Below are 18,951 nucleotides of genomic sequence, written 5' to 3'. Positions count from 1 at the left end.
GGCGTGGTCGCGGCAGCGGTTCGGGTCATCGCCGCACCACCCCGAGGCCCGGCGCTCCGGAAAGCCGCAGCGTGCCGTCTTCTCCGCCGATGCCGGCCCACGGGTCGTGCGCCAGCAGCAGATGCCCGTCCAGGTCGACCCACCGCGCATGACCGGCGAGGTGGACCGCCGGCGCGATGCCCAGCGAACTGGCCACCAGACACCCGAGCATCACGTCCAGGCCGCCGTCCCTGGCAGCCGACACGATCTCCAGCGCCGGCCGCAGCCCGCCGCACTTGGGGAGCTTGACGTTGACCCCGTCGACCGCGCCCGCCAGCTTCCGCACATCGGCGACGGTGGCCGCGTCCTCGTCGGCGACCAGCGGTGCGGGACACCGTTCGCGCACCCACGCCAGCGCGTCCGGATCACCCGGCGGGATCGGTTGCTCCACCGCGTCGAGCACCACACCGGCGGCGGTGAGCCGGTCCACCACGCGCACCGTCTCGTCCGGGGTCCAGCCGCCGTTGGCGTCGAGCACCAGGCGTGCGTCCGGCGCGGCGGCCGAGACCGCCGTCGTGCTGGCCACATCCCGGTCCAGATCCGCGCCTGCCTTGACCTTCAGCACGGAGAACCCGCGCCCGGCCAGTGCGGCGGCCCGGACCGCCGCGTCGTCCGGTGTGGTGATGCCGATGGTGGAAGCGGTCGGGGTGTCCCGCCATTCCTGTGTCCCGGCGAGCACGTGCACCGGCACCTCGCGGCGCAGACCGAGCAGATCGTGCAACGCCGCGTCGACCGCGGCCCGCACGCCTTGCGGCACAGCGGCTTCGGCGTGCAGGGCGTCGAGCGCGGTCTCCGGGGAGTCCGCGAGCACCGGCCGCAACCGGTCAAGGCTGGACGTGATCGTCTCCACGTCGAGCCGGCAGTAGGTGCTGGTGACCACCTCGCCGTGCCCGCGATGTCCGTTGTGCTCAACGACAACCCGAACGGCGTCACGACGGGACATCACCGACCTGGAGATGCGCAGTGGTGAGTCCAGTTCGAGTCCGTAGACCTCCCAGTCGATTTTCATGCGAGCACCCCTGCCCTGGACGCGACTGTTCTGGGGGCAACCACCGTTCGGCACCGCGTCCAGCCCGTGGCCTCGACGCGGAGCGGATCACCGATCTCCACCGGCCGGTCGGAGGCAGGCCCGAGCAGGCCGCGGGCGTGGCAGAAGTCGTCGTCGAAGATCGTGCCGAGGTAGCGGTGCGGACCGTCGGGGAAGATCGTCGCCACCACCACGCCGGGCTCGACCCTGGCCGCCCACGCGGCGACCAGTGCGACCGCTCCGCTGCTCCAGCCGCCGGTGACGAAGGCGTCGCGGGCGAGCCTGCGGCAGGCGTCGACCACCTCGACGGGGCCCAGCCAGTGCACCTCGTCGAACTCGGCGTACGCGACGTTGCGAGGGTGGATGCTGCTGCCGAGGCCGCGCATCACCCTGGCCCGCGCGGGTTGTCCGAAGATCGTCGAGCCGACGGTGTCCACGCCGATCAGCCGCACGCCCGGCCAGTGCCGGCGCAGTTCCCTGACGACGCCGGCGCTGTGCCCGCCGGTACCCACGCTGCACACCAGCACGTCCACCGGATCCAGCTGCTCCACCAGTTCCCTGGCGAGCCCCGCGTAGCCCCTGGGGTTGTCGGGGTTGTTGTACTGGTCGGGCCAGTAGGCGTCGGGAAACTCGCTGAGCACGGCCTGGAGCCGGTTCAGGCGCGCCTGCTGCCAGCCGCCCACCGGGTGCGGCCGGTCGACCACCTCCAGCCGTGCGCCGTGTGCGCGCAGGAGGGTGCGCATGGACGGTTCGAGTTCGTTGTCCACCACCAGGACCACGGGGTGCCCGAACGCCTGGCAGGCGAACGCGAGCCCGAGGCCGAGCGTTCCACTGGTCGACTCCACGACCACCGCGCCGGGGCGCAGCTCTCCCCGTTCGCGAGCGGCGCGCAGCATGGACACGGCCGGCCGGGCCTTCATGCCTCCGGCGCTCAGGCATTCGAGCTTGGCCCAGAACCCGCCGTGCCGGTGGGGCAGCGGCGTGTCGATGCGGGCGACCGGGCTCTGGCCCAGGAGACCGAGCAGGTGCCGGTTCTGGCGCGGGATCATCACGACGGACGCTCCGTGTGGTGGTGGATCGTCGTGGCGCCGCCGTCGAGCCAGAAGAACGGGTAGGGCTCGGCGGACACGGCCCGCACACCGCTCCCGATGAACCACGGCAGGATCGCGGCCGCGGTCTGGGCGAACATCACCACCGGCTTGCCGGCGGCGGCCCGCAGCAGCGACTCGAACGTGCCGTTGCCGACGGTCATCCCGGAGGCGAGGACGAGATCGCAGCCGTCCAGCGCGCTTTCCGCATCGGTGATGATCGGCTCGTCCCACTCGGTCCTGCCGCCTTTGAGATCACACGCCACGTAGGTCGCGCCTCGCTCGCGCAGGTGGTGCAGCAGCGAGTTGACCACGCCGACCACCAGTACCCGGTCGCCCGGCGCGGGGTCGAGCAGGTCCACGACGGCCTGCGCGCGGGCCATGGACTTGGTCAGCGAGCTGCCGGGACCGACGGTGATGGACTTGGTGGCGCACAGGTGATGCGGCCGCACGTGCGTCAGGTAGGCGTCCAGTGCGGCGGTGCGGATGGCCGGATTCGGATGGTCGAGCAGGTCGAGCACCGTCGCGCCAACGCAACCGTGCACCTCGCCGTCGGTGATGTCCTCCACCGCGCACGAGCCGACCGCCTCCTCCACACGGAGGCTGACCACGGTGTTGCGATAGGACTGTCCGCGCGTGGCGTGCCGGGCACCCTGCCTGGTGGTGAACCCGACGCTGACGGCGCACGCCGCCGGATCGAGCCCCAACCGTCCACTTCGGACGATGTCGACGAGATCGGCGAGGGTCACGCGGACTCCTCGGCGTACTCGACGGACAGACCGCCCACGAGCCGCTCGGCCCGTGCCCGCGCGCCGAGACCGGCCGAGTCGGTCACCACGACATGGCCGAGGTAGCTGTTGTTGCTGGTCGGCTCGCCCGCGCGGTGGCCGGGCTGCTTGACCGTCCAGTCCACGACGTCGTCCGCGTCCTTGAGCGCCTCGGCACCGAGGACGGCCGACACCTGACCGGAGCGCGGCGGGAGCAGGAACGAGATCGCCGCGCTGCGCACACCGGTGTCCGCGGGGCGGAGGTCCGGTCGTTCACCGGCGGCCAGCTGCGCGTACGCGGCAGGCAGGTCGATGCCGGTGACCCGCCGGACCAGTTCGGTGATCTGGTTGCCCGCAGGGCGCGGGTTGACCTCGACGAGCTTCGGGCCTTCCGGCGTCAGCTTGACCTCGGTGTGCGCGACGCCGCGGTCCAGGCCCAGTGCCTCGACGGCGGCGACGGCGACCGACTCCGCTTCGCCGGTGGGCAGGTCGGCGGGGAACATGTGCCCGCTCTCGACGAACCACGGGTCACCCGCGACGCTCTTGTCGGTGACGCCGACGACATGCGTCGTGCCGTCCACCGTGACGGTCTCGACGCTGACCTCCGGCCCGGTCAGGAGCTCCTCCACCAGCACGGTCCGCACCCTGGGCTGGTTGCGGGCGTTGACGGGGAACGCCTCGATCGCGGCGAACGCCTCGCGCAGCCCGGTCTCGTCGTCGACCTTGCGGACGTACATGCCCGCGCACAGGTCGACGGGCTTGACCACCAGCGGATAACCGAGCTCGGCTGCCGCCTTGGCGAGCGCGGGCCAGTCCTCGGCGAGGGCGAAGCGGGGGCCGGGCACACCGGCCTCGCTCAGGGTGCGGCGGGTGAGGTCCTTGCGGCAGGCCCGTTCCACGGCGTCCGGATCGGAACCGGGCAGGCCGAGGTGCGCGGCGAGGAGTGCGGCGGTCGGGAGGTAGTAGTCGCACGACGAGATCACGCCGTCGAAGCGCAGCACCGCGTGCAGGCGCTCGACGTGGTGCAGCAGCGCGGGCACGTCGTTGGTCTCCGCCGTGAGCACGTTCTCCGCGGCCAGCAACGGATGCGGGTGCGCGGGGGCGGCGCGCAGGTAGTGGTGCAGGTCGCGGGTGATGAAGGTGAAGCGGTGCCCTGACTCGTTGATCGCCCTGGGCAGCAGCGAGCTCATCGCACCGACCCAGCTCTCGATCATCAACAGGTGAGCCACATGTCCCCCTCCTCGGCCGCGCCTTCCGCGGCCGACTGTAGAACATGGTAATCATTACCGTTTTCAAAGATCTACTCCCCTCGCCCGAAGGTTGATGAACGGCGCATTTGTGCACGTGAGGTGGGCAAATGCGCCGTTCATCGTGATCGAGGTGTCTTCACGCGCCGCGGGATCTTCGCTACGGTCGGGTTGGGAGCGCTCCCAGGCCAGCTCAGCGGCCTGTCCCGCCGGTTGCAACGTCGCCCCGTCGGTACGCGTCCGCTCGTGCGGACGCGAGAGGAGTGGTCATGGAGGAGAAATCGGACCTGTCGAGGCGCACCTTCCTCGGGATGAGCGCGCTGGGCGTGCTCGGTCTCGCCGGGTGCGGGGGAGGCGGCCCTGCCACGCCGCAGGTCGATGTTCAGGTACCCCAGGCACTGCTCGACCAGGCGGCCTCGCTCCGCGGCGGATCGGTGGGGATGCTGTCGCAGAAGCTGTACTCGGAGGCCGCCAACAAGGCGCTGGACCGGTCGCTGCAGGTCTTCGCGCAGGCCACGGGAACCACGATCCGCAACGACCTGGTCTCCGGAGACGCGGGCGACATGGTCGCGAAGATGGACGCCGAGGTGAAGGCGGGCACCAGCCGCGATCTCGCCTTCGTGAGCGATCGGCGGTTCGTCGGCCAGCTCCACAACCTCGGTGCCCTCACCGACGTCACCGACGTGGTCGACGAGATGCGCAAGCTCTACGGGGAGCCTGCGACGGAGGCGAGCACCTACTGCGTGTTCGGCGGGCGCTGGTTCGCGATCCCGTACCACTTCATCGCGTCCGCGATGTATCTGCGCAAGGACTGGTACACCGAGAAGGGTCTCCCGCTCAAGCCCCACTACACGTGGGAGGAGCTGCGCGACAACGCACTGGAGGTCTCCGACCCGGCGAAGCGGCGCTACGGCTGGGGCCTCACGGTGAACCGCTCCGGCGACGCCAACGGTTTCATCGGCAACGTCATCAACACCTACGGCGGGGCGATCGCGGACAACACCGGCACGAAGGTGGTGTTCAACTCGCCGGAGACGGTCGCGGCCGTCACGTTCATCGGCGACATCTACACGAACCCGAAGTACGCGCCGATGCTTCCGCCCGGCATCGGAAGCTGGACCGACTCGAGCAACAACGAGAACTGGCTGGCCCAGATCCTGGGGCTCACGCTCAACCAGTTCAGCGTCTACGCGGATTCGAAGACCAAGAACAACCCGGTCTACGCCAACACACACCCGTTCAACGGCGCCACCGGACCGGCGATCGACAAGCCGCTCGCGTTCGGCGAGTCCAACTCGTTCGTCGTGTTCAAGGGAGCGAAGAACCCCGACCTCGCCAAGCTCGTGGCGAAGTTCATGGTCGGCGGGAGCGCTCTGCTCGGTGTCGCGAAGGAAGCACCGTGCCTGGTCAACCCCTCGTGGGACAAGGTGTGGGACTCCGACCCGTACTACACCAGCGGTGACCCGGCCTTCCCGGCACTGCGGGAGCAGACCCGCACGCAGCTCCCGCTGAAAACCACGACCGGCTACGCGTTTCCCCAGGCCCCGAGCCCCGGCGACCAGGCGGCCACCGCCGCCTATCTGCTGACCGACATGATGCAGTCGGTCATCCAGGGCACCCGGCCTGCCGAGGCCGTCGCCACGACCCACGCGCGCATCGTCCAGGTCTTCGAGCAGCAGGGCTTCAAGCAGTGACCGTCCTGCGCACGCGCCCGGTGCCGGCTCGGCCGGCACCGGTGTCGTCCTCCCTCACCCAGTCGCAGCGGCTGCTCGGGCGCGACTGGCGTCTCGCCGCCGTATTCGTCGCGCCGACGCTGGTGCTGGTCACGGGCCTGATTCTGTTCCCGATCATCAGCTCGGTCTTCACCAGCGCCACCGAACGCCACGGTGCGGAGACGGTCTTCGTCGGCCTGGACAACTACACCGACCTCATCGGCGACACGGTGTTCCACAAGGGCGTGCTCAACTCGTTCGTCTTCACCGCGTACGCCGAGATCTTCAAAGTGACCCTGGGTCTCATCGCGGCGCTGATCCTGCACCACCTCCGCCGCGGCCGGGCGATCATGGCCGGGGTGATCCTGCTGCCGTGGGTGGTGCCGACGGTCGTCACGGCGTTCACCTGGCGGTCGTTGCTGGACCCGATCTTCGGCAGCGTCAACGTCCTGCTCACCGACTCCGGCATCGGGCCCGCCCTCGCCGCGATCGGGCTCGTCGACCGATGGCCAGCGGAGTGGCTGTCGGATCCCGCGCTCGCGCTGCCGTCGGTCATCCTGGTCAACGTCTGGAAGGGCATCCCGTTCTTCGCGGTGACCTTCCTCGCCGGGCTCAAGGCCATCGACGGCAGCCTCTACGAAGCGGCCATTGTGGACGGTGCGTCGCCGTGGCAGCGGTTCGTGCACATCACGTTGCCAGGTCTTCGGAATATCATGATCGTGACGGTGCTGCTGTCGTCGATCTGGACGTTCAACAACTTCGATCTGATCTGGCTGATGACCCAGGGCGGACCGGGGGACGCCACCGCCCCGTACGTGATGGTGGCCTACTCGAAGGCCATCCAGCAGCTGCAGCTGGGCGCGGGCGCCGCGGTCACGCTGGTGATGCTGCCGATCATCGGTGTCCTCGTGGTGATCCTCGTGCGGCTGATGCGCCGCGGCGACCTGCCGGGCGCGGGCGACCTGGGACGCAGGCGGCTGACCCCCGCCCAGCGCAGGGCACTGCCGTGGGTGATCGTCGCGGTCTCGGTGCTCGTGCTGGCCTGGGCGTCGCCGCACATCGTGTGGAAGGCCGCGCTCGTGCTGGGCGTGTTCGTCGTGCTCGCGGCCGCCGTCGGACGGGTCGTCTCCGTGCTCGCCGCGCGAGGCAACCGGCTGGCCGCACGCCTCGTCAGCGGCACCGGCACCGGGATCGCGCTGCTGGGGCTGCTGGGCTTCGTGCTCGCCCCGCTCTACTGGATGACCGTCACGGCCTTCAAGTCCGACAACCAGATCGTCGCGCGCACCGACGACCTCTGGCCGACCCCGTGGAACACCGAGCAGTTCACCAACCTGTTCACCGGCAAGGCGTTCGGCACCTGGTATCTCAACACGATCCTGGTGTCGGTGGCGTCCACCGTGATCGCCCTGGTCTGCGCGGCGCTGGCCGGCTACGCGCTGGCACGGCTGAAGTTCCGGGGGTCGGAGAGTTTCACGGTGACGATCCTGCTCACCTACGTGATGCCGGGCGCGCTGCTGTTCATCCCGCTGTACCAGATGATGAGCGGTGTCGGGCTCAACGATTCGTTGTGGTCACTCGTGCTCGCGTACCCCACGTTCACGCTGCCGTTCGCGACGTGGCTGCTCGTCGGCTACTTCAAGTCGATCCCGGCCGACCTGGAGGAGGCCGCGCTGGTCGACGGCTGCACGCGGTTCGGGGCGTTCCTCCGGATCGTGCTGCCGCTCGCCAAGCCGGGCCTGCTCGCGGTCGCGCTGTTCACGCTCACCAACGCGTGGAACGAGTTCCTGTTCGCCTTCGTGTTCATCACCAAGGACCACTACAAGACGTTGCCCGTCGGCATGCAGTCGATGATCTTCGGTGACGTCGTGCCGCAGGGGCAGCTGGCCGCCGCCTCGCTGCTGATCAGCATCCCGGTCGTGCTCATGTACGGGTTCGGGCAGCGGTTCCTGACCGAGGGTCTGACCGCTGGAGCCGTGAAGGGATAGACGCACTTTTCCGCCGCCATGAGAACTCCAAGCCAGGAGAAGGAGCTCGAGCATGGCAAGAGCATTGGTGTCGGCCGTCCTCGCGGTGGTGCTCGCCGCCGCGGGGGTGACCGCCCCGGTCCCGGCGGCTGGTTCCGCAGCGCCGGTGCCGGACGTGAACGGTGTCGCGGCGGGCAACGCCGCGATCGGGTCGGTCGATCTGGCCGGCAGGTGGAGCTTCACTCCGGCGGGCCGTCCTGCCACGACGATCACCGTGCCCGGTGGTGGCTGGTACAAGCAGGGCTTCACCGACGTGTCCGAGGCGACGTACTCGCGCACCGTCACGGTGCCGGACTCGGGGCAGCCGCAGTCGGCGTGGATCGAGTTCGGCGCGGTGAACCACCAGGCGACCCTGTCGGTCGACGGGCGGGTCGTCGCCACCCAGACGACCTCGTACACCCCGTCCAACTTCGACATCACCGCTTTCGCGGCTCCCGGCACGACGCACACGATCAGCGTGAACGTGAAGGGCCGCAACGCGTTGAAGACGGCGGCGGGCAAGTACCTGGTTCCCGACGCCGCCAACTGGTCGGAGGCGGTGCCGCAGGGGATCTTCCGTTCGGCGTTTCTGCGCGTGTACCCGGCCGTGTACGTGAGCGACGCCTTCGTCCGCACCTCGGTGACCGACCAGAGCCTCACCTACGACGTGTCGGTCACCAACACCTCCGCCAGCGCCCGCACCGTGACCCTCGACGGCACGCTCGCCTCGGACAACGGACAGACCTTCGCCTACCCCGCCCTGCCCAGTCGCACGATCACGGTCGCGGCCCGCTCCACCGCGACGGTCACGGTCGGTCCGGTGGCGTGGACCCTCGGCGCGGCCTCGTACTGGTGGCCGAACGCGCCGTACCGCGAGGGATATCGCGCTCAGCTGCACCGGCTGTCGGTGCACGCGACCACCGACGACGGCCGCACCAGCGACGCCACGTACCGGTTCGGGTTCAGGGAAAGCACCCAGAACGGCGAGTACTACCGCCTCAACGGTGTGCGGCTGAACGTGCGCGGCGACAACCTGCAGGGCGCCGACTACGACCGGATCGACAATGGTGGCAAGGGGGACGCCTACGACACGTTGCCGGGCTTCCTCCCCGCCGTCGACCGGCAACGGCGGCTGGCCGCAGGCGGTCGGCAACTACCTGCGGCTCAACTTCAACGTCGTCCGCATCCACCAGGAGCCGGCCAGTCCGTACATGCTCGACACGGCGGACGAGCTCGGCCTGATGATCATCGACGAGACCGCCATCCGCGGTGCCGGCAACGCACAGGACTTCAACGCGGGCCGCGCCAACATGGTGGCCCACGCCCGTGCACTGACCCTGCGCGACCGCAACCATCCCGCGATCATCCGCTGGAGCCAGATGAACGAGCCGAACCTGGCCGACTCCGACTCCGAGCAGTTCCAGAAGGACCTGTACGCGGCCGTGAACGGCGCCGACGGCACCAGGCCGATCACCCTCGAGGTGGCCCCCGGTGCGTCGCCCACCAGGTATCCCACCATGACGCAAGCCAACTTCAACCTCATCCCGCACTACCTCGACGGCACCGGCCGCTACGGCGAGCAGACCTGGTCCGTGGCCGGCAGGCCGGACGGTGAGGGCGAGTACATCTGGCCGGCGTGCAGCAGCAAGCAGGGCTTCGAGTGGTTCGCCACCGCGACCGCCGCCAAGCGCGGCAAGGACACCAGCGATCTGCGGCCCTACACCCTGTTGTCCGCCTGGGCGAGCGTCATCCCCGGCGTGCGGACCACGGACTTCACTCCGGAGGAGGGCGGCCGCCCCGTGTACGGTGTGGACAACCTGCCGGACCCGTGGAGCAACGCCCAGATCCAGCGGGTCCAGGCCGGGTTCAACCCGATCGCCGCGATCGACCTGCCCTACTGGTCGGCTTCCGGTGTGTCCGACGGGAACGGCAGCTTCCCGCTGCCGTCGGCCGTTCCCGGTGTCGCCGGCAACACCAGGGTCGACCGCAACATCACTGTCTTCAACGACGACTTCACCGGTACCGCCGTGGACTTCGCCTGGAGCGCCCGGCTGGACAGCCCCACCGGAGCGGTGATCGCCTCCGGCAGCACGACCCTCACCATCCCGCTGGGTTCGCGGGTGGCCCAGCCCGTGTCCTTCACGACTCCTGCCAGTGGCTCACGGGTGTACCTCGTCCTGTCCACCGGCAAGTCCGGCGTCACCACGTTCACCGATACCGCCGAGTACTTCACCCTGGGCGCCGGACAAGGCCCTGCGCCGGGCAGGTACCGCATCGTCAACCGCAACAGCGGCAAGCCGCTGGCCATCGCCGGCAACTCCACCGCCGATGGTGCCAAAGCAGTCCAGCAGAGCGGAAACGCGACCTGGACCGTCAGTGCAGGCCAGAACGGAGCCTTCAGCCTGCGCTACGACCCGACCGGCAAGGTGCTCGACGTCAACGGGTCCTCGTCCACCACAGGATTGCAGCTGCAGCAGTGGACGGCGAACGGCGGTACCAACCAGCAGTGGTTCCTCCGGTCGGCGGCTGACGGGTTCTTCACCATCGTCAACGTCGGCAACGGTCTCGCCGCGGACGTCTACGGACAGTCCACAAGCGATGGTGCGCAGGTCGTGCAGTGGACTGTCAACGGTGGTGCGAACCAGCAGTGGCAACTCCAGCCGCAGTCCTGAGAGGCCTTGTCAACCAGCCGATCGGCCACTCCTGGTAGTTCTGCGGGATGACGCCGTTGACAGTACGTCGGGTCTTCCGGTGGACGCCTCACAACGCGAGGTTTCACTACGGTCCTAGTGAAACCCAATCCGATGCGCTGGAGGTAGACCTGTGAGGGCTGGAAAGCGGTTTCCCTGGAGAGGGATCACCGCGCTCGCGTTGGCGGCCTGCCTCGTCACCACGACGACGGCGGCCGTCGCGCAGGCACAGGAACCGCCGCCGGGGGAGCGCGACCACAGCGTCACGCTGATCACCGGTGACCGGGTCGGCCTGGCGGGTGGCAGGGTCGTGCGGTATGTACCGGGACCGGGCAGGTCCGACGTCCCGGTACGCACCTACACCGAGAACGGGCGGCAGCACGTCGTGCCCGCCGACGCGCTGCCGTTGGTGACGAACGGCAAGCTCGACCCGCGGTTGTTCGACGTGACGTCGTTGGTCGAGTTCGGCTACGACGACGCGAGCCGCGACACCATCCCCGTGATCGTGCGCCCGGCGGCGGGCGCACGGTCGGCGACCGCGGTCCTGCGGGCGGGCAAGCCGGTGCCCGCGGCCGACGTGGTCACCGGCGTGGTCGAGAAGTCGGGCGGTGCCTGGGACTCATTGCGTGGTGGCGGCGTCGAGAAGGTGTGGCTCGACGGCGTCCGCAAGGTGGCGCTCGACCGCAGCACCCAGCAGATCGGTGCGCCGCAGGCGTGGCAGGCCGGGATCACCGGCAAGGGCGTCAAGGTCGCCGTGATCGACAGCGGTGTCGACGAGAAGCACCCGGACCTGCAGGGCAAGCAGGTCGCCGAGAAGAACTTCACCAACGCGCCGGACGCCACCGACGAGGTCGGCCACGGCACGCACGTCGCGTCGACGATCGCGAGCAAGGGCGAGAAGTACCGCGGTGTCGCGCCGGACGCGGAGATCCTCGACGCCAAGGTCTGCCGGGCGAGGGGCTGCGACGACTCGGCGATCCTCGCGGCCATGCAGTGGGCCGCCGAGCAGGGCGCTCAGGTAGTCAACATGAGCCTCAGCGGCCCGGACACGCCGGGCATCGACCCGGTGGAGGAAGCCGTCAACCGGATCTCCCGCGACACCGGCACCCTGTTCGTGGTCGCGGCGGGCAACGCTGGACGGCCGGAGACCATCGGGTCGCCCGGCAGCGCCGAGTCCTCGCTCACCGTGGGCGCGGTGGACCGCAACGACGGCATCGCGCCGTTCTCCAGCCGCGGCCCGGCTGCGGACGGCGCGGTGAAACCGGACGTCACCGCACCCGGCGTCGACATCATGGCGGCAGAGGCCGGAACGCAGGGCCACGTCGCGATGTCCGGCACGTCCATGGCGACCCCGCACGTCGCGGGCGTTGTGGCGTTGCTCAAGCAGCAGCACCCGGACTGGACCGGGCAGCAGCTCAAGGCGACCGTGATCGCTTCGGCCAAGTCGAACCCGGCGCTCAGGACGTTCGACCAGGGCGCAGGCCGGGTCGACGTGCCCAGGATGCTGGCGCAGCAGGTGACCAGCGCGCCGGCCAACATCAACTTCGGTGTGCAGTCGTGGCCGCACGACGACGACCAGAAGATCGTCCGCGAGGTCACCTACCGCAACACGGGCGAGGAACCCGTGACGCTCGACCTGACCGTCGATGTCGCCGGGCCGCACGGGAAGTCCGCACCCGCCGGGATGGTCACGGTCGCCCCGGCGAAGCTCACCGTCCCCGCCGGCGGTGAGGCCAAGGCCACGATCACCACTGACACCAAGGTGAACGCACCCGACGGCGCCTACAGCGGCGCGATCGTCACGTCGACCGGTGTGCGCACGTTGGTCGCCGTCAACCGCGAGGTGGAGAGCTACGACCTCGGTGTCTCGGTGATCAGCCTGGACGGCGGCGCTCCGCTGGACCACTCCACGTCGTTCATCAACCTCACCACCGGAAAGCGGTACACGGCTTCGGCCGAGAAGCTCCGCCTGCCCAAGGGCGGCTACATGCTGGACAGCGCGATGCTCACGCCGGACAGGAAGATCGTGCTGACGGTGCAGCCGCTCTTCCAGGTGACCGGCGGCACCACGGTCACGATCGATGCTCGCCGGGCCAGGCTGGTCGCGCTCAAGACGCCGGACCCTGCGGCCAGGGCCGTCATGGGGGCGCTGGGGTACACGCGCACCGTGGCGGGAGAACCGCGTTCAACCGCCTGGGTGTTCTCCGATGGGATGGCCGGGCGGCTGTTCACCGCCGGGCTCGGGCCGGACGTGCCGGACTTCACCACGATGATCACGGAACACTTCAAGGGCACGGCCCGCGACGAGAAGACCCCGGTCACCTATCGGCTGTCGTGGACCGAACGCGTCATGCCGACCGGGTACGAGCGCACGGTCAAGGCGACCGAACTGGCCGAGGTGTCGAGCGGCTTCCGCCCGGCGGGCGCCGGCTATCAGCACACGATCGGCGTGATGCCGCACGCCGCCGGAGACGACGGGGTCTCCTGGCCCATTCCGGTGGCAGAAGGCGGCCGTGGCGTCGACCTGGTCACGACGAGCTCGGGCGTGACGTGGAGCTGGCTCTACGACCGGGTGACGCCGGACGGCGTCACCGAGTACACGCTCGAAACCGGGAAGCGTGCTCTCGAGCCGGGCAGGAAGTACGCCCAGACCCTCGGTGCCGCGGTCTTCGGGCCGTCCGCGTCGGGCCTCGCACTCGTCCGGGTCGAGGACCTGATCGGCGTCCAGGTGCCGCTGTTCACCGACCGCAACGGCGGCGCGGGCTGGGCGGGCATCGGAACCGCGCGGACCGCGTTGTTCCACAACGGCACCAAGCTCGGTGAGTCGAGCAAGCGGAGCAACGCCTTCCGGGTGCCTCCTGAGGAAGGCGCTTACCGGGCCGAGATGGAGTTCAGTCGCGCGGCCGAGCTGTCGACGAAGGTCAGCGGCGCGTGGACGTTCAAGTCCAAGCTCACCAACGCCATCACGCCGCTGCCGCTCTCGGTGGTCCGCTTCCTGCCAGAGCTCGACGACAAGGACACCGCGCACGGCCGCGTGCTGGCCGTTCCGCTGAAGGTCGATCAGCAGGACGGCACCCCGAAGGTCAAGCACCTCGCCGTCGAGGTGTCGTTCGACGACGGCGCGACGTGGTGCCAGGTCCCGGTGGCCGGTGACAGGGCGATCGTGCGGCACCCGAAGGACGCGAAGTTCGCCTCGTTGCGCGGCAGGACCACCGATGCGGCGGGCAACACGGGTGAGGTGACGATCATCCGGGCCTACAAGATCGCGGGCTGACGTCGTCGCGACGCACGCGGGGACCGCGGATCGTCAAGCAATCGCAAGGCGATCAGCAGGTCCGCGGTTCCCGCGATCGGGTTGGGTGGAGACCCGTCGGAAGGTGCGTCCAATGATCAACACGATTGTCGCCGCTGCCGTGGCGCTGTCCACCGTCGTCATTCCGCAGGCCACCACACCGCCACCCGGCGGGGTCACCGCCGAACTGGTCACCGTCAACGGGTCCGGCTGCCTCCCTGGCACGGCCGGGGTGGCGGTGTCACCGGACAACGCCACCTTCCACCTCGTCTACAGCGACTACGTCGCCGCGGTCGGTGTCGGCACCAGACCGACCGACTTCCGCAAGCACTGCCAGCTCACCGTGAAGGTGAAGGTGCCGCAGGGCTTCACCTTCGGCATCGCCCAGGTCGACTACCGCGGCTTCGTCCACCTCGAACGTGGCGCCACCGGAACGCTGAGAAGCAACTACTACTTCCAGGGCTCGCCGGCCACGTCGTACCGGACTCACTCGTGGCAAGGCCCGCTGAACGACGACTGGCAGGCCACGGACTCCATCGACGTCGGGTTGCCGGTGCTGCGCCCGTGTGGCGAGGTCACGAACCTCCACCTCACCACCGAGCTGCGGGTCGGTGCGGGCACGTCGGATCCGAAGACGACGACGAGCTACATGGCGATGGACTCGACCGACGCCTACATCGCTTCGGTCTACCACTTCTGGTGGGCGCGGTGCCCGTGACCGATCAGATCAGCTTCCACGCGCCTTCGAGCGCGTGCCTGATGATTTGTTCCATCTCGTCGAACTGGGCCTGCTCGCAGATCAGCGGTGGCGAGAGCTGGATGACCGGTTCGGCGCGGTCGTCGGCGCGGCAGTACAGGCCGTTGTCGAACAGGGTGGTGGACACGTATCCCTTGAGGATGCGCTCGGACTCCTCCGCGGTGAAGCTCGTCTTGGCGGCCTTGTCCTTCACGAGCTCGATGCCGTAGAAGAAGCCCGTGCCGCGGACGTCGCCGACGATCGGCAGGTCACGCAGCTTGTCCAAAGTGGACTTGAAAGCGTCCTGTTCGGACAGCACGTGCCGGTAGACACCCTCGCGGTCGATGATGTCGAGGTTCGCCAGTGCCACGGCACACGACACGGGGTGGCCGCCGTACGTCGAGCCGTGCATGAAGATCGTGCCGTCCTGGCGGAACGGCTCCATGAGCCGCTCGTCGAGGATGACGGCGCCGAGCGGGGCGTAGCCGGACGTGAGGCCCTTGGCGGTGGTGATCATGTCGGGCTGGTAGCCGTAGCGCTGCGCGCCGAAGGTGTGGCCGAGGCGGCCGATCGCGCAGACGACCTCGTCGGACACCAGCAGGACGTCGTGCCGGTCGCAGATCTCCCTGACCCGCGCGAAGTAGCCGGGAGGCGGCGGGAAGCAGCCGCCGGTGTTCTGCACCGGCTCCAGGAACACGGCGGCGACGGTGTCCGCGCCCTCGAACAGGATGGCCTGCTCGATCTGGTCCGCCGCCCACCTGCCGAACGCCTCGTAGTCGTCGGCGTGTTCGGGAGCGCGGTAGAAGTTGGTGTTGGGCACCCGGATGGTGCTGGGCACGAGGGGTTCGAAGTCCTTCTTCAGCGCGGGCAGGCCGGTGATCGACAGGGCGCCCTGTGAGGTGCCGTGGTAGGCGAGCGAGCGGCTGATGACCTTGTGCTTCGTCGGCTTGCCGGTGAGCTTGAAGTAGTTCTTGGCGAGCTTCCACGCCGTTTCGACGGCCTCGCCGCCGCTGACGGTGAAGAAGACCCGGTTGAGATCGCCCGGCGCCTCGGCGACGAGCCGTTCGGCGAGCTCGATCGCCGCCGGGTGGGCGGCCGACCACAGCGGGAAGTAGGCGAGCTGCTTCGTCTGGCGGGCGGCGGCCTCGGCGAGCTCGTCGCGGCCGTGACCGACCTGCACGGCGAACAGGCCGGCCAGTCCGTCGAGGTACCGCCTGCCCTCGGTGTCCCAGATGTACGCGCCTTCACCGCGCGCGATGACGGGCACGCCGTGGTCGTCGGCGGCGGAGTGGCGGGTGAAGTGCAACCAGAGATTGTCAAGCGGCATGACACGTTTATCGCACATGGATGACAAGATCACAAGTGAATCCGTGGCGAAGTGGCGTGCTTGCAACTAAATCCGCAGTCAGCGGGTGCCCCACTGGTAGGACTGCTTGCGCAGGGAGAGGTAGACGAGCACCTCGGTGTCGGCAACGCCCGGCAACGTCCGGACGCGGCGGGAGATCAGGTCGAGCAGGGCGGCGTCGTCCTCGCACACGACCTCGCACAGCACGTCGAACCGGCCGGCGCAGATGACGACGTACGCGACCTCGTCGATCTCGGCGAGCGCATCGGCCACCGGCTCGATCGGCCCCTGCACGTTGACCGCGACGAGGGCCTGGCGGAACAGTCCGACCTGCAACGGGTCGGTGACCGCGACGATCTGGATCACGCCGGCGTCCGACAGGCGTTGTACCCGCTGGCGCACGGCCGCCTCCGACAGCCCCACCGCCTTGCCGATCGTGGCGTACGCCCGCCGGCCGTCCTGCTGGAGCTGTTCGATGATCGCCTTCGACACGTCGTCGATGACCAGCTGGTTGCGGTCATCCGCACCGTTCGTCTTCTTCACCGCCACAGTATGACCATTCGGCGGCCCACATCCGGGCAGGCGCGACCATCGCCATCGTGCAACTGTTCCGGTAGCGTTGGCGTGACATTGCTACTGATTCCGTCGTTGGAATAGCCTTTGACCGAGGAGAAGCACCGTGACGCTGGGACTGCGCAACTTCGTAGGTGGAGAGCACGTGGACCCGGTCGAGGGTGCCCGCGCGGAGCTGGTCGACCCCGCGACCGGTGAGGTGTTCGGCACAGCGCCGGTCTCGGGTGCGCAGGACGTCGACCGGGCGTGCCGCGTCGCGGCGAACGCGTTCGAGACCTGGCGCGAGACCACGCCCGCGCAACGGCAGCGTGCGCTGCTCGCGTTCGCCGACCTGGTGGAGGAGCACGCCGACGAGCTCGTGCGGGCGGAAAGCCGCAACACCGGCAAGCCGATCGGGCTCACGGCGAGCGAGGAACTGCCGCCCGCGGTGGACCACCTGCGGTTCTTCGCCGGCGCCGCGCGCGTGCTCGAGGGCAAGGCCGCCGCCGAGTACCTGCCCGGCCACACGAGCTTCATCCGGCGCGAGCCGATCGGCGTCGTCGGCCAGGTCACGCCGTGGAACTACCCGCTGCTCATGGCGATCTGGAAGATCGCCCCCGCACTCGCGGCCGGGAACACGATCGTGCTCAAGCCGTCCGACACGACCCCGGTGACGACGCTGCGGCTGGCCGAGCTCGCGGCCGAGGTGCTGCCGGCCGGGGTGTTCAACGTCGTGTGCGGCGGGCCGGAGACCGGGCGCGCGCTGGTCGAGCACGAGATCCCGCAGCTCGTGGCGATCACGGGCTCGGTGCGCGCCGGCAGCGCGGTGGCGGCCTCGGCCGCCCGCGACGTGAAGCGGGTGCACCTCGAGCTCGGCGGCAAGGCACCGGTCGTGGTGTTCGACGACGCGGACGTCGAGGCCGCGGCCGCCGCGATCGCCACGGCGGGCTACTTCAACGCGGGCCAGGACTGCACAGCGGCGACCCGTGTACTGGCCGGGCCGCGCGTGCACGACGCCTTCGTGGCCGCGCTCACCGGGCAGGCCAGGAGCACCACCACCACGTACGAGAAGGGCGCCGAGGATCCCGACGCACTCGTCCCGCCCGTGAACAATGCGCGGCAGCTCGCCCACGTCACCGGCTTCCTCGACCGCGTGCCAGGCCACGCCGAGATCACCGCGGGCGGCCGCCGCCAGGGCGACCGCGGCTTCTTCGTCGAACCGACCGTCGTCGCCGGACTGCGGCAGGACGACGAGATGGTGCAGCGGGAGATCTTCGGCCCTGTCATCACCGTGCAACGGTTCACCGACGAGGACCAGGCGGTCGAGTGGGCCAACGGCGTCGACTACGGCCTCGCCTCCAGCGTGTGGACCCGCGACTTCGGCCGAGCCATGCGGATGAGCAAGCGGCTCGACTTCGGCTGCGTGTGGATCAACGCGCACATCCCGCTCGTCGCCGAGATGCCGCACGGTGGCTTCAAGCGCTCCGGCTACGGCAAGGACCTCTCGCTCTACGGGTTCGAGGAGTACACGCGCGTCAAGCACGTGATGGCGAACATCGAGTCCTAATAGGAGAGACGCGGTAGCTTGCCATGAGGGTGGCGTGACCTACTTGCGTCCTGGGGCTTGACAGCCGCCACAACCGATCACGACAGGTCCAGCGGTGGTGAGCCACGTCGGGGGCTGTTTTCTCGGATCAGCTGGTCTGCTGGAACAGCCCTCATGTCCCGCTAGCCAAATCGAGCTGTGGCGTAGGCGCACGGGCCGACGGTCGAGCTTCTGACGACAGCAGGGTTGCTGAACATCTGGATCAGCTGGAAGCCCGCGAGGTCGAGGTACAACTCAAGTTCGCGCGGGTAGATGACGCGCCGCCTGATCAGGTCCTCGTCTTCTCGGCCGTCATCGTGGTGCCACTGCCGCCTCATGGTGTTGATCTGTGTGCGAGGGTTCCAGTCGTACTCGATCGTCACATCAGCGTGAAGCCCATCAACGTCCAGCCGGGACGTGTGCGGCTCGCTCCGGATCATCCGTGTGACCTAAGCCGGGAGCATCGGGGAGGCTTGCCCGGTCTCGACCTGGCTCTGTCGCTGGTCGAACGAGACGCCATGCCCATTCGTCTAGTCCGACCGTCCAATGTGGTCTGTGGTCAGTTCGCGTTCTCGGTCATACAGCAGGTCAGCGACGGATCGGCCGCCTCGCTGGGGCTTGTGCTGGCCGTACCGGCGACCAACACCACGTCGGCCTGTCGCATGTGTACCGATGTGGAAGCACACAAAGCAGGCCACGCAACCGGCGACCGCGACGACAACCGTTTCCCAGCCGCAGATGCAGAGCACCGCGATGCCCGCCGTCAGAACGCGCCACGGTCGGGGCCGGGCGCCCAGTCGCAGAGCGCCGAACCCAGGTCCGCCGCAAGAGCCGGAAGTGCCAGCAGCCGGAGGAACCCGATCACGAC

Annotated in this window: 13 protein-coding genes and 2 pseudogenes; 8 read left to right on the top strand and 7 right to left on the bottom strand. The window is 69.1% G+C overall.

Annotation, left to right across the window (positions count from 1 at the left end):
- Window positions 1-25: 25 nt before the first annotated feature.
- From JOD27_RS11825 to JOD27_RS11810, 4 genes are read right to left on the bottom strand one after another with little or no spacing between them, the layout of a single operon-like run.
- Window positions 26-1,048: a dipeptide epimerase gene (locus tag JOD27_RS11825; RefSeq protein ID WP_204762221.1), complete on the bottom strand. Its 1,023-nt coding sequence runs from the start codon at window positions 1,046-1,048 to the stop codon at window positions 26-28.
- A complete protein-coding gene (locus tag JOD27_RS11820) occupies window positions 1,045-2,115 on the bottom strand; it encodes a PLP-dependent cysteine synthase family protein (protein ID WP_204762732.1) in 1,071 nt (356 codons plus the stop codon). Before JOD27_RS11820 ends, JOD27_RS11825 begins: the two co-directional genes overlap by 4 nt.
- Window positions 2,115-2,903 (bottom strand): Rossmann-like domain-containing protein, encoded by a 789-nt coding sequence (locus JOD27_RS11815; protein ID WP_204762220.1) that lies wholly within the window; start codon window positions 2,901-2,903, stop codon window positions 2,115-2,117. The genes JOD27_RS11820 and JOD27_RS11815 overlap by 1 nt, the downstream gene beginning before the upstream one ends.
- On the bottom strand, window positions 2,900-4,150 hold the full coding sequence (locus JOD27_RS11810) for an ATP-grasp domain-containing protein (protein WP_204762219.1): 1,251 nt from the start codon (window positions 4,148-4,150) through the stop codon (window positions 2,900-2,902). The genes JOD27_RS11815 and JOD27_RS11810 overlap by 4 nt, the downstream gene beginning before the upstream one ends.
- 287 nt (window positions 4,151-4,437) lie before the next feature.
- Between JOD27_RS11810 and JOD27_RS11805 the strand changes: the two genes are divergently transcribed.
- From JOD27_RS11805 to JOD27_RS11785, 7 genes and pseudogenes are all read left to right on the top strand, one after another.
- A complete protein-coding gene (locus JOD27_RS11805; RefSeq protein WP_204762218.1) occupies window positions 4,438-5,862 on the top strand; it encodes an extracellular solute-binding protein in 1,425 nt (474 codons plus the stop codon).
- On the top strand, window positions 5,859-7,865 hold the full coding sequence (locus JOD27_RS11800) for an ABC transporter permease (RefSeq protein WP_204762217.1): 2,007 nt from the start codon (window positions 5,859-5,861) through the stop codon (window positions 7,863-7,865). The genes JOD27_RS11805 and JOD27_RS11800 overlap by 4 nt, the downstream gene beginning before the upstream one ends.
- Before the next feature lie 52 nt (window positions 7,866-7,917).
- Window positions 7,918-8,790, top strand: a pseudogene (locus JOD27_RS44815) (sugar-binding domain-containing protein); the annotation flags it as partial.
- Between the two features lie 157 nt (window positions 8,791-8,947).
- Window positions 8,948-9,310 (top strand): annotated as a pseudogene (locus JOD27_RS46560) (glycoside hydrolase family 2 TIM barrel-domain containing protein); the annotation flags it as partial.
- A 90-nt stretch (window positions 9,311-9,400) separates the two neighbouring features.
- On the top strand, window positions 9,401-10,555 hold the full coding sequence (locus JOD27_RS11795) for an RICIN domain-containing protein (protein ID WP_239567024.1): 1,155 nt from the start codon (window positions 9,401-9,403) through the stop codon (window positions 10,553-10,555).
- Between the two features lie 151 nt (window positions 10,556-10,706).
- Window positions 10,707-13,847, top strand: coding sequence for a S8 family peptidase (locus tag JOD27_RS11790; protein WP_204762215.1), 3,141 nt, complete (start codon window positions 10,707-10,709; stop codon window positions 13,845-13,847).
- Window positions 13,848-13,959: 112 nt separating this feature from the next.
- The gene (locus tag JOD27_RS11785) at window positions 13,960-14,583 is read left to right on the top strand and encodes a DUF4360 domain-containing protein (protein WP_204762214.1); all 624 of its coding nucleotides are present in this window, start codon (window positions 13,960-13,962) and stop codon (window positions 14,581-14,583) included.
- 4 nt (window positions 14,584-14,587) lie between these two features.
- Here JOD27_RS11785 and JOD27_RS11780 read toward each other — a convergent pair whose 3' ends face one another.
- Window positions 14,588-15,928, bottom strand: coding sequence for an aspartate aminotransferase family protein (locus tag JOD27_RS11780; protein WP_239566952.1), 1,341 nt, complete (start codon window positions 15,926-15,928; stop codon window positions 14,588-14,590).
- A gap of 78 nt (window positions 15,929-16,006) precedes the next feature.
- Entirely contained in the window at window positions 16,007-16,489 is a 483-nt protein-coding gene (locus JOD27_RS11775; protein WP_204762212.1) for an Lrp/AsnC family transcriptional regulator, read from the bottom strand.
- A gap of 136 nt (window positions 16,490-16,625) precedes the next feature.
- Here JOD27_RS11775 and JOD27_RS11770 point away from each other — a divergent pair, with 136 nt between their 5' ends.
- Window positions 16,626-18,065, top strand: a complete 1,440-nt coding sequence (locus JOD27_RS11770; protein ID WP_372441684.1) for a gamma-aminobutyraldehyde dehydrogenase — start codon at window positions 16,626-16,628, stop codon at window positions 18,063-18,065.
- A 161-nt stretch (window positions 18,066-18,226) separates the two neighbouring features.
- On the opposite strand, the gene JOD27_RS11765 is transcribed toward JOD27_RS11770, so the two are convergent.
- Window positions 18,227-18,421: a hypothetical protein gene (locus JOD27_RS11765; RefSeq protein ID WP_204762211.1), complete on the bottom strand. Its 195-nt coding sequence runs from the start codon at window positions 18,419-18,421 to the stop codon at window positions 18,227-18,229.
- Window positions 18,422-18,951 lie beyond the last annotated feature (530 nt).

The organism is Lentzea nigeriaca, from assembly GCF_016907955.1.
Classification (GTDB): domain Bacteria; phylum Actinomycetota; class Actinomycetes; order Mycobacteriales; family Pseudonocardiaceae; genus Lentzea; species Lentzea nigeriaca.
The sequence above is the reverse complement of the archived record's forward strand: the minus strand, read 5'-3'. Positions and strand labels throughout refer to the sequence as shown.

What these genes read in the sequence shown, in the direction of transcription:
- JOD27_RS11825 (WP_204762221.1), bottom strand. Translation starts at nt 1,048, where the DNA reads ATGAAAATCGACTGGGAGGTCTACGGACTCGAACTGGACTCACCACTG.
- JOD27_RS11820 (WP_204762732.1), bottom strand. Translation starts at nt 2,115, where the DNA reads ATGATCCCGCGCCAGAACCGGCACCTGCTCGGTCTCCTGGGCCAGAGC.
- JOD27_RS11805 (WP_204762218.1), top strand. Translation starts at nt 4,438, where the DNA reads ATGGAGGAGAAATCGGACCTGTCGAGGCGCACCTTCCTCGGGATGAGC.
- JOD27_RS11795 (WP_239567024.1), top strand. Translation starts at nt 9,401, where the DNA reads ATGACGCAAGCCAACTTCAACCTCATCCCGCACTACCTCGACGGCACC.
- JOD27_RS11785 (WP_204762214.1), top strand. Translation starts at nt 13,960, where the DNA reads ATGATCAACACGATTGTCGCCGCTGCCGTGGCGCTGTCCACCGTCGTC.
- JOD27_RS11780 (WP_239566952.1), bottom strand. Translation starts at nt 15,928, where the DNA reads ATGCCGCTTGACAATCTCTGGTTGCACTTCACCCGCCACTCCGCCGCC.
- JOD27_RS11765 (WP_204762211.1), bottom strand. Translation starts at nt 18,421, where the DNA reads ATGAGGCGGCAGTGGCACCACGATGACGGCCGAGAAGACGAGGACCTG.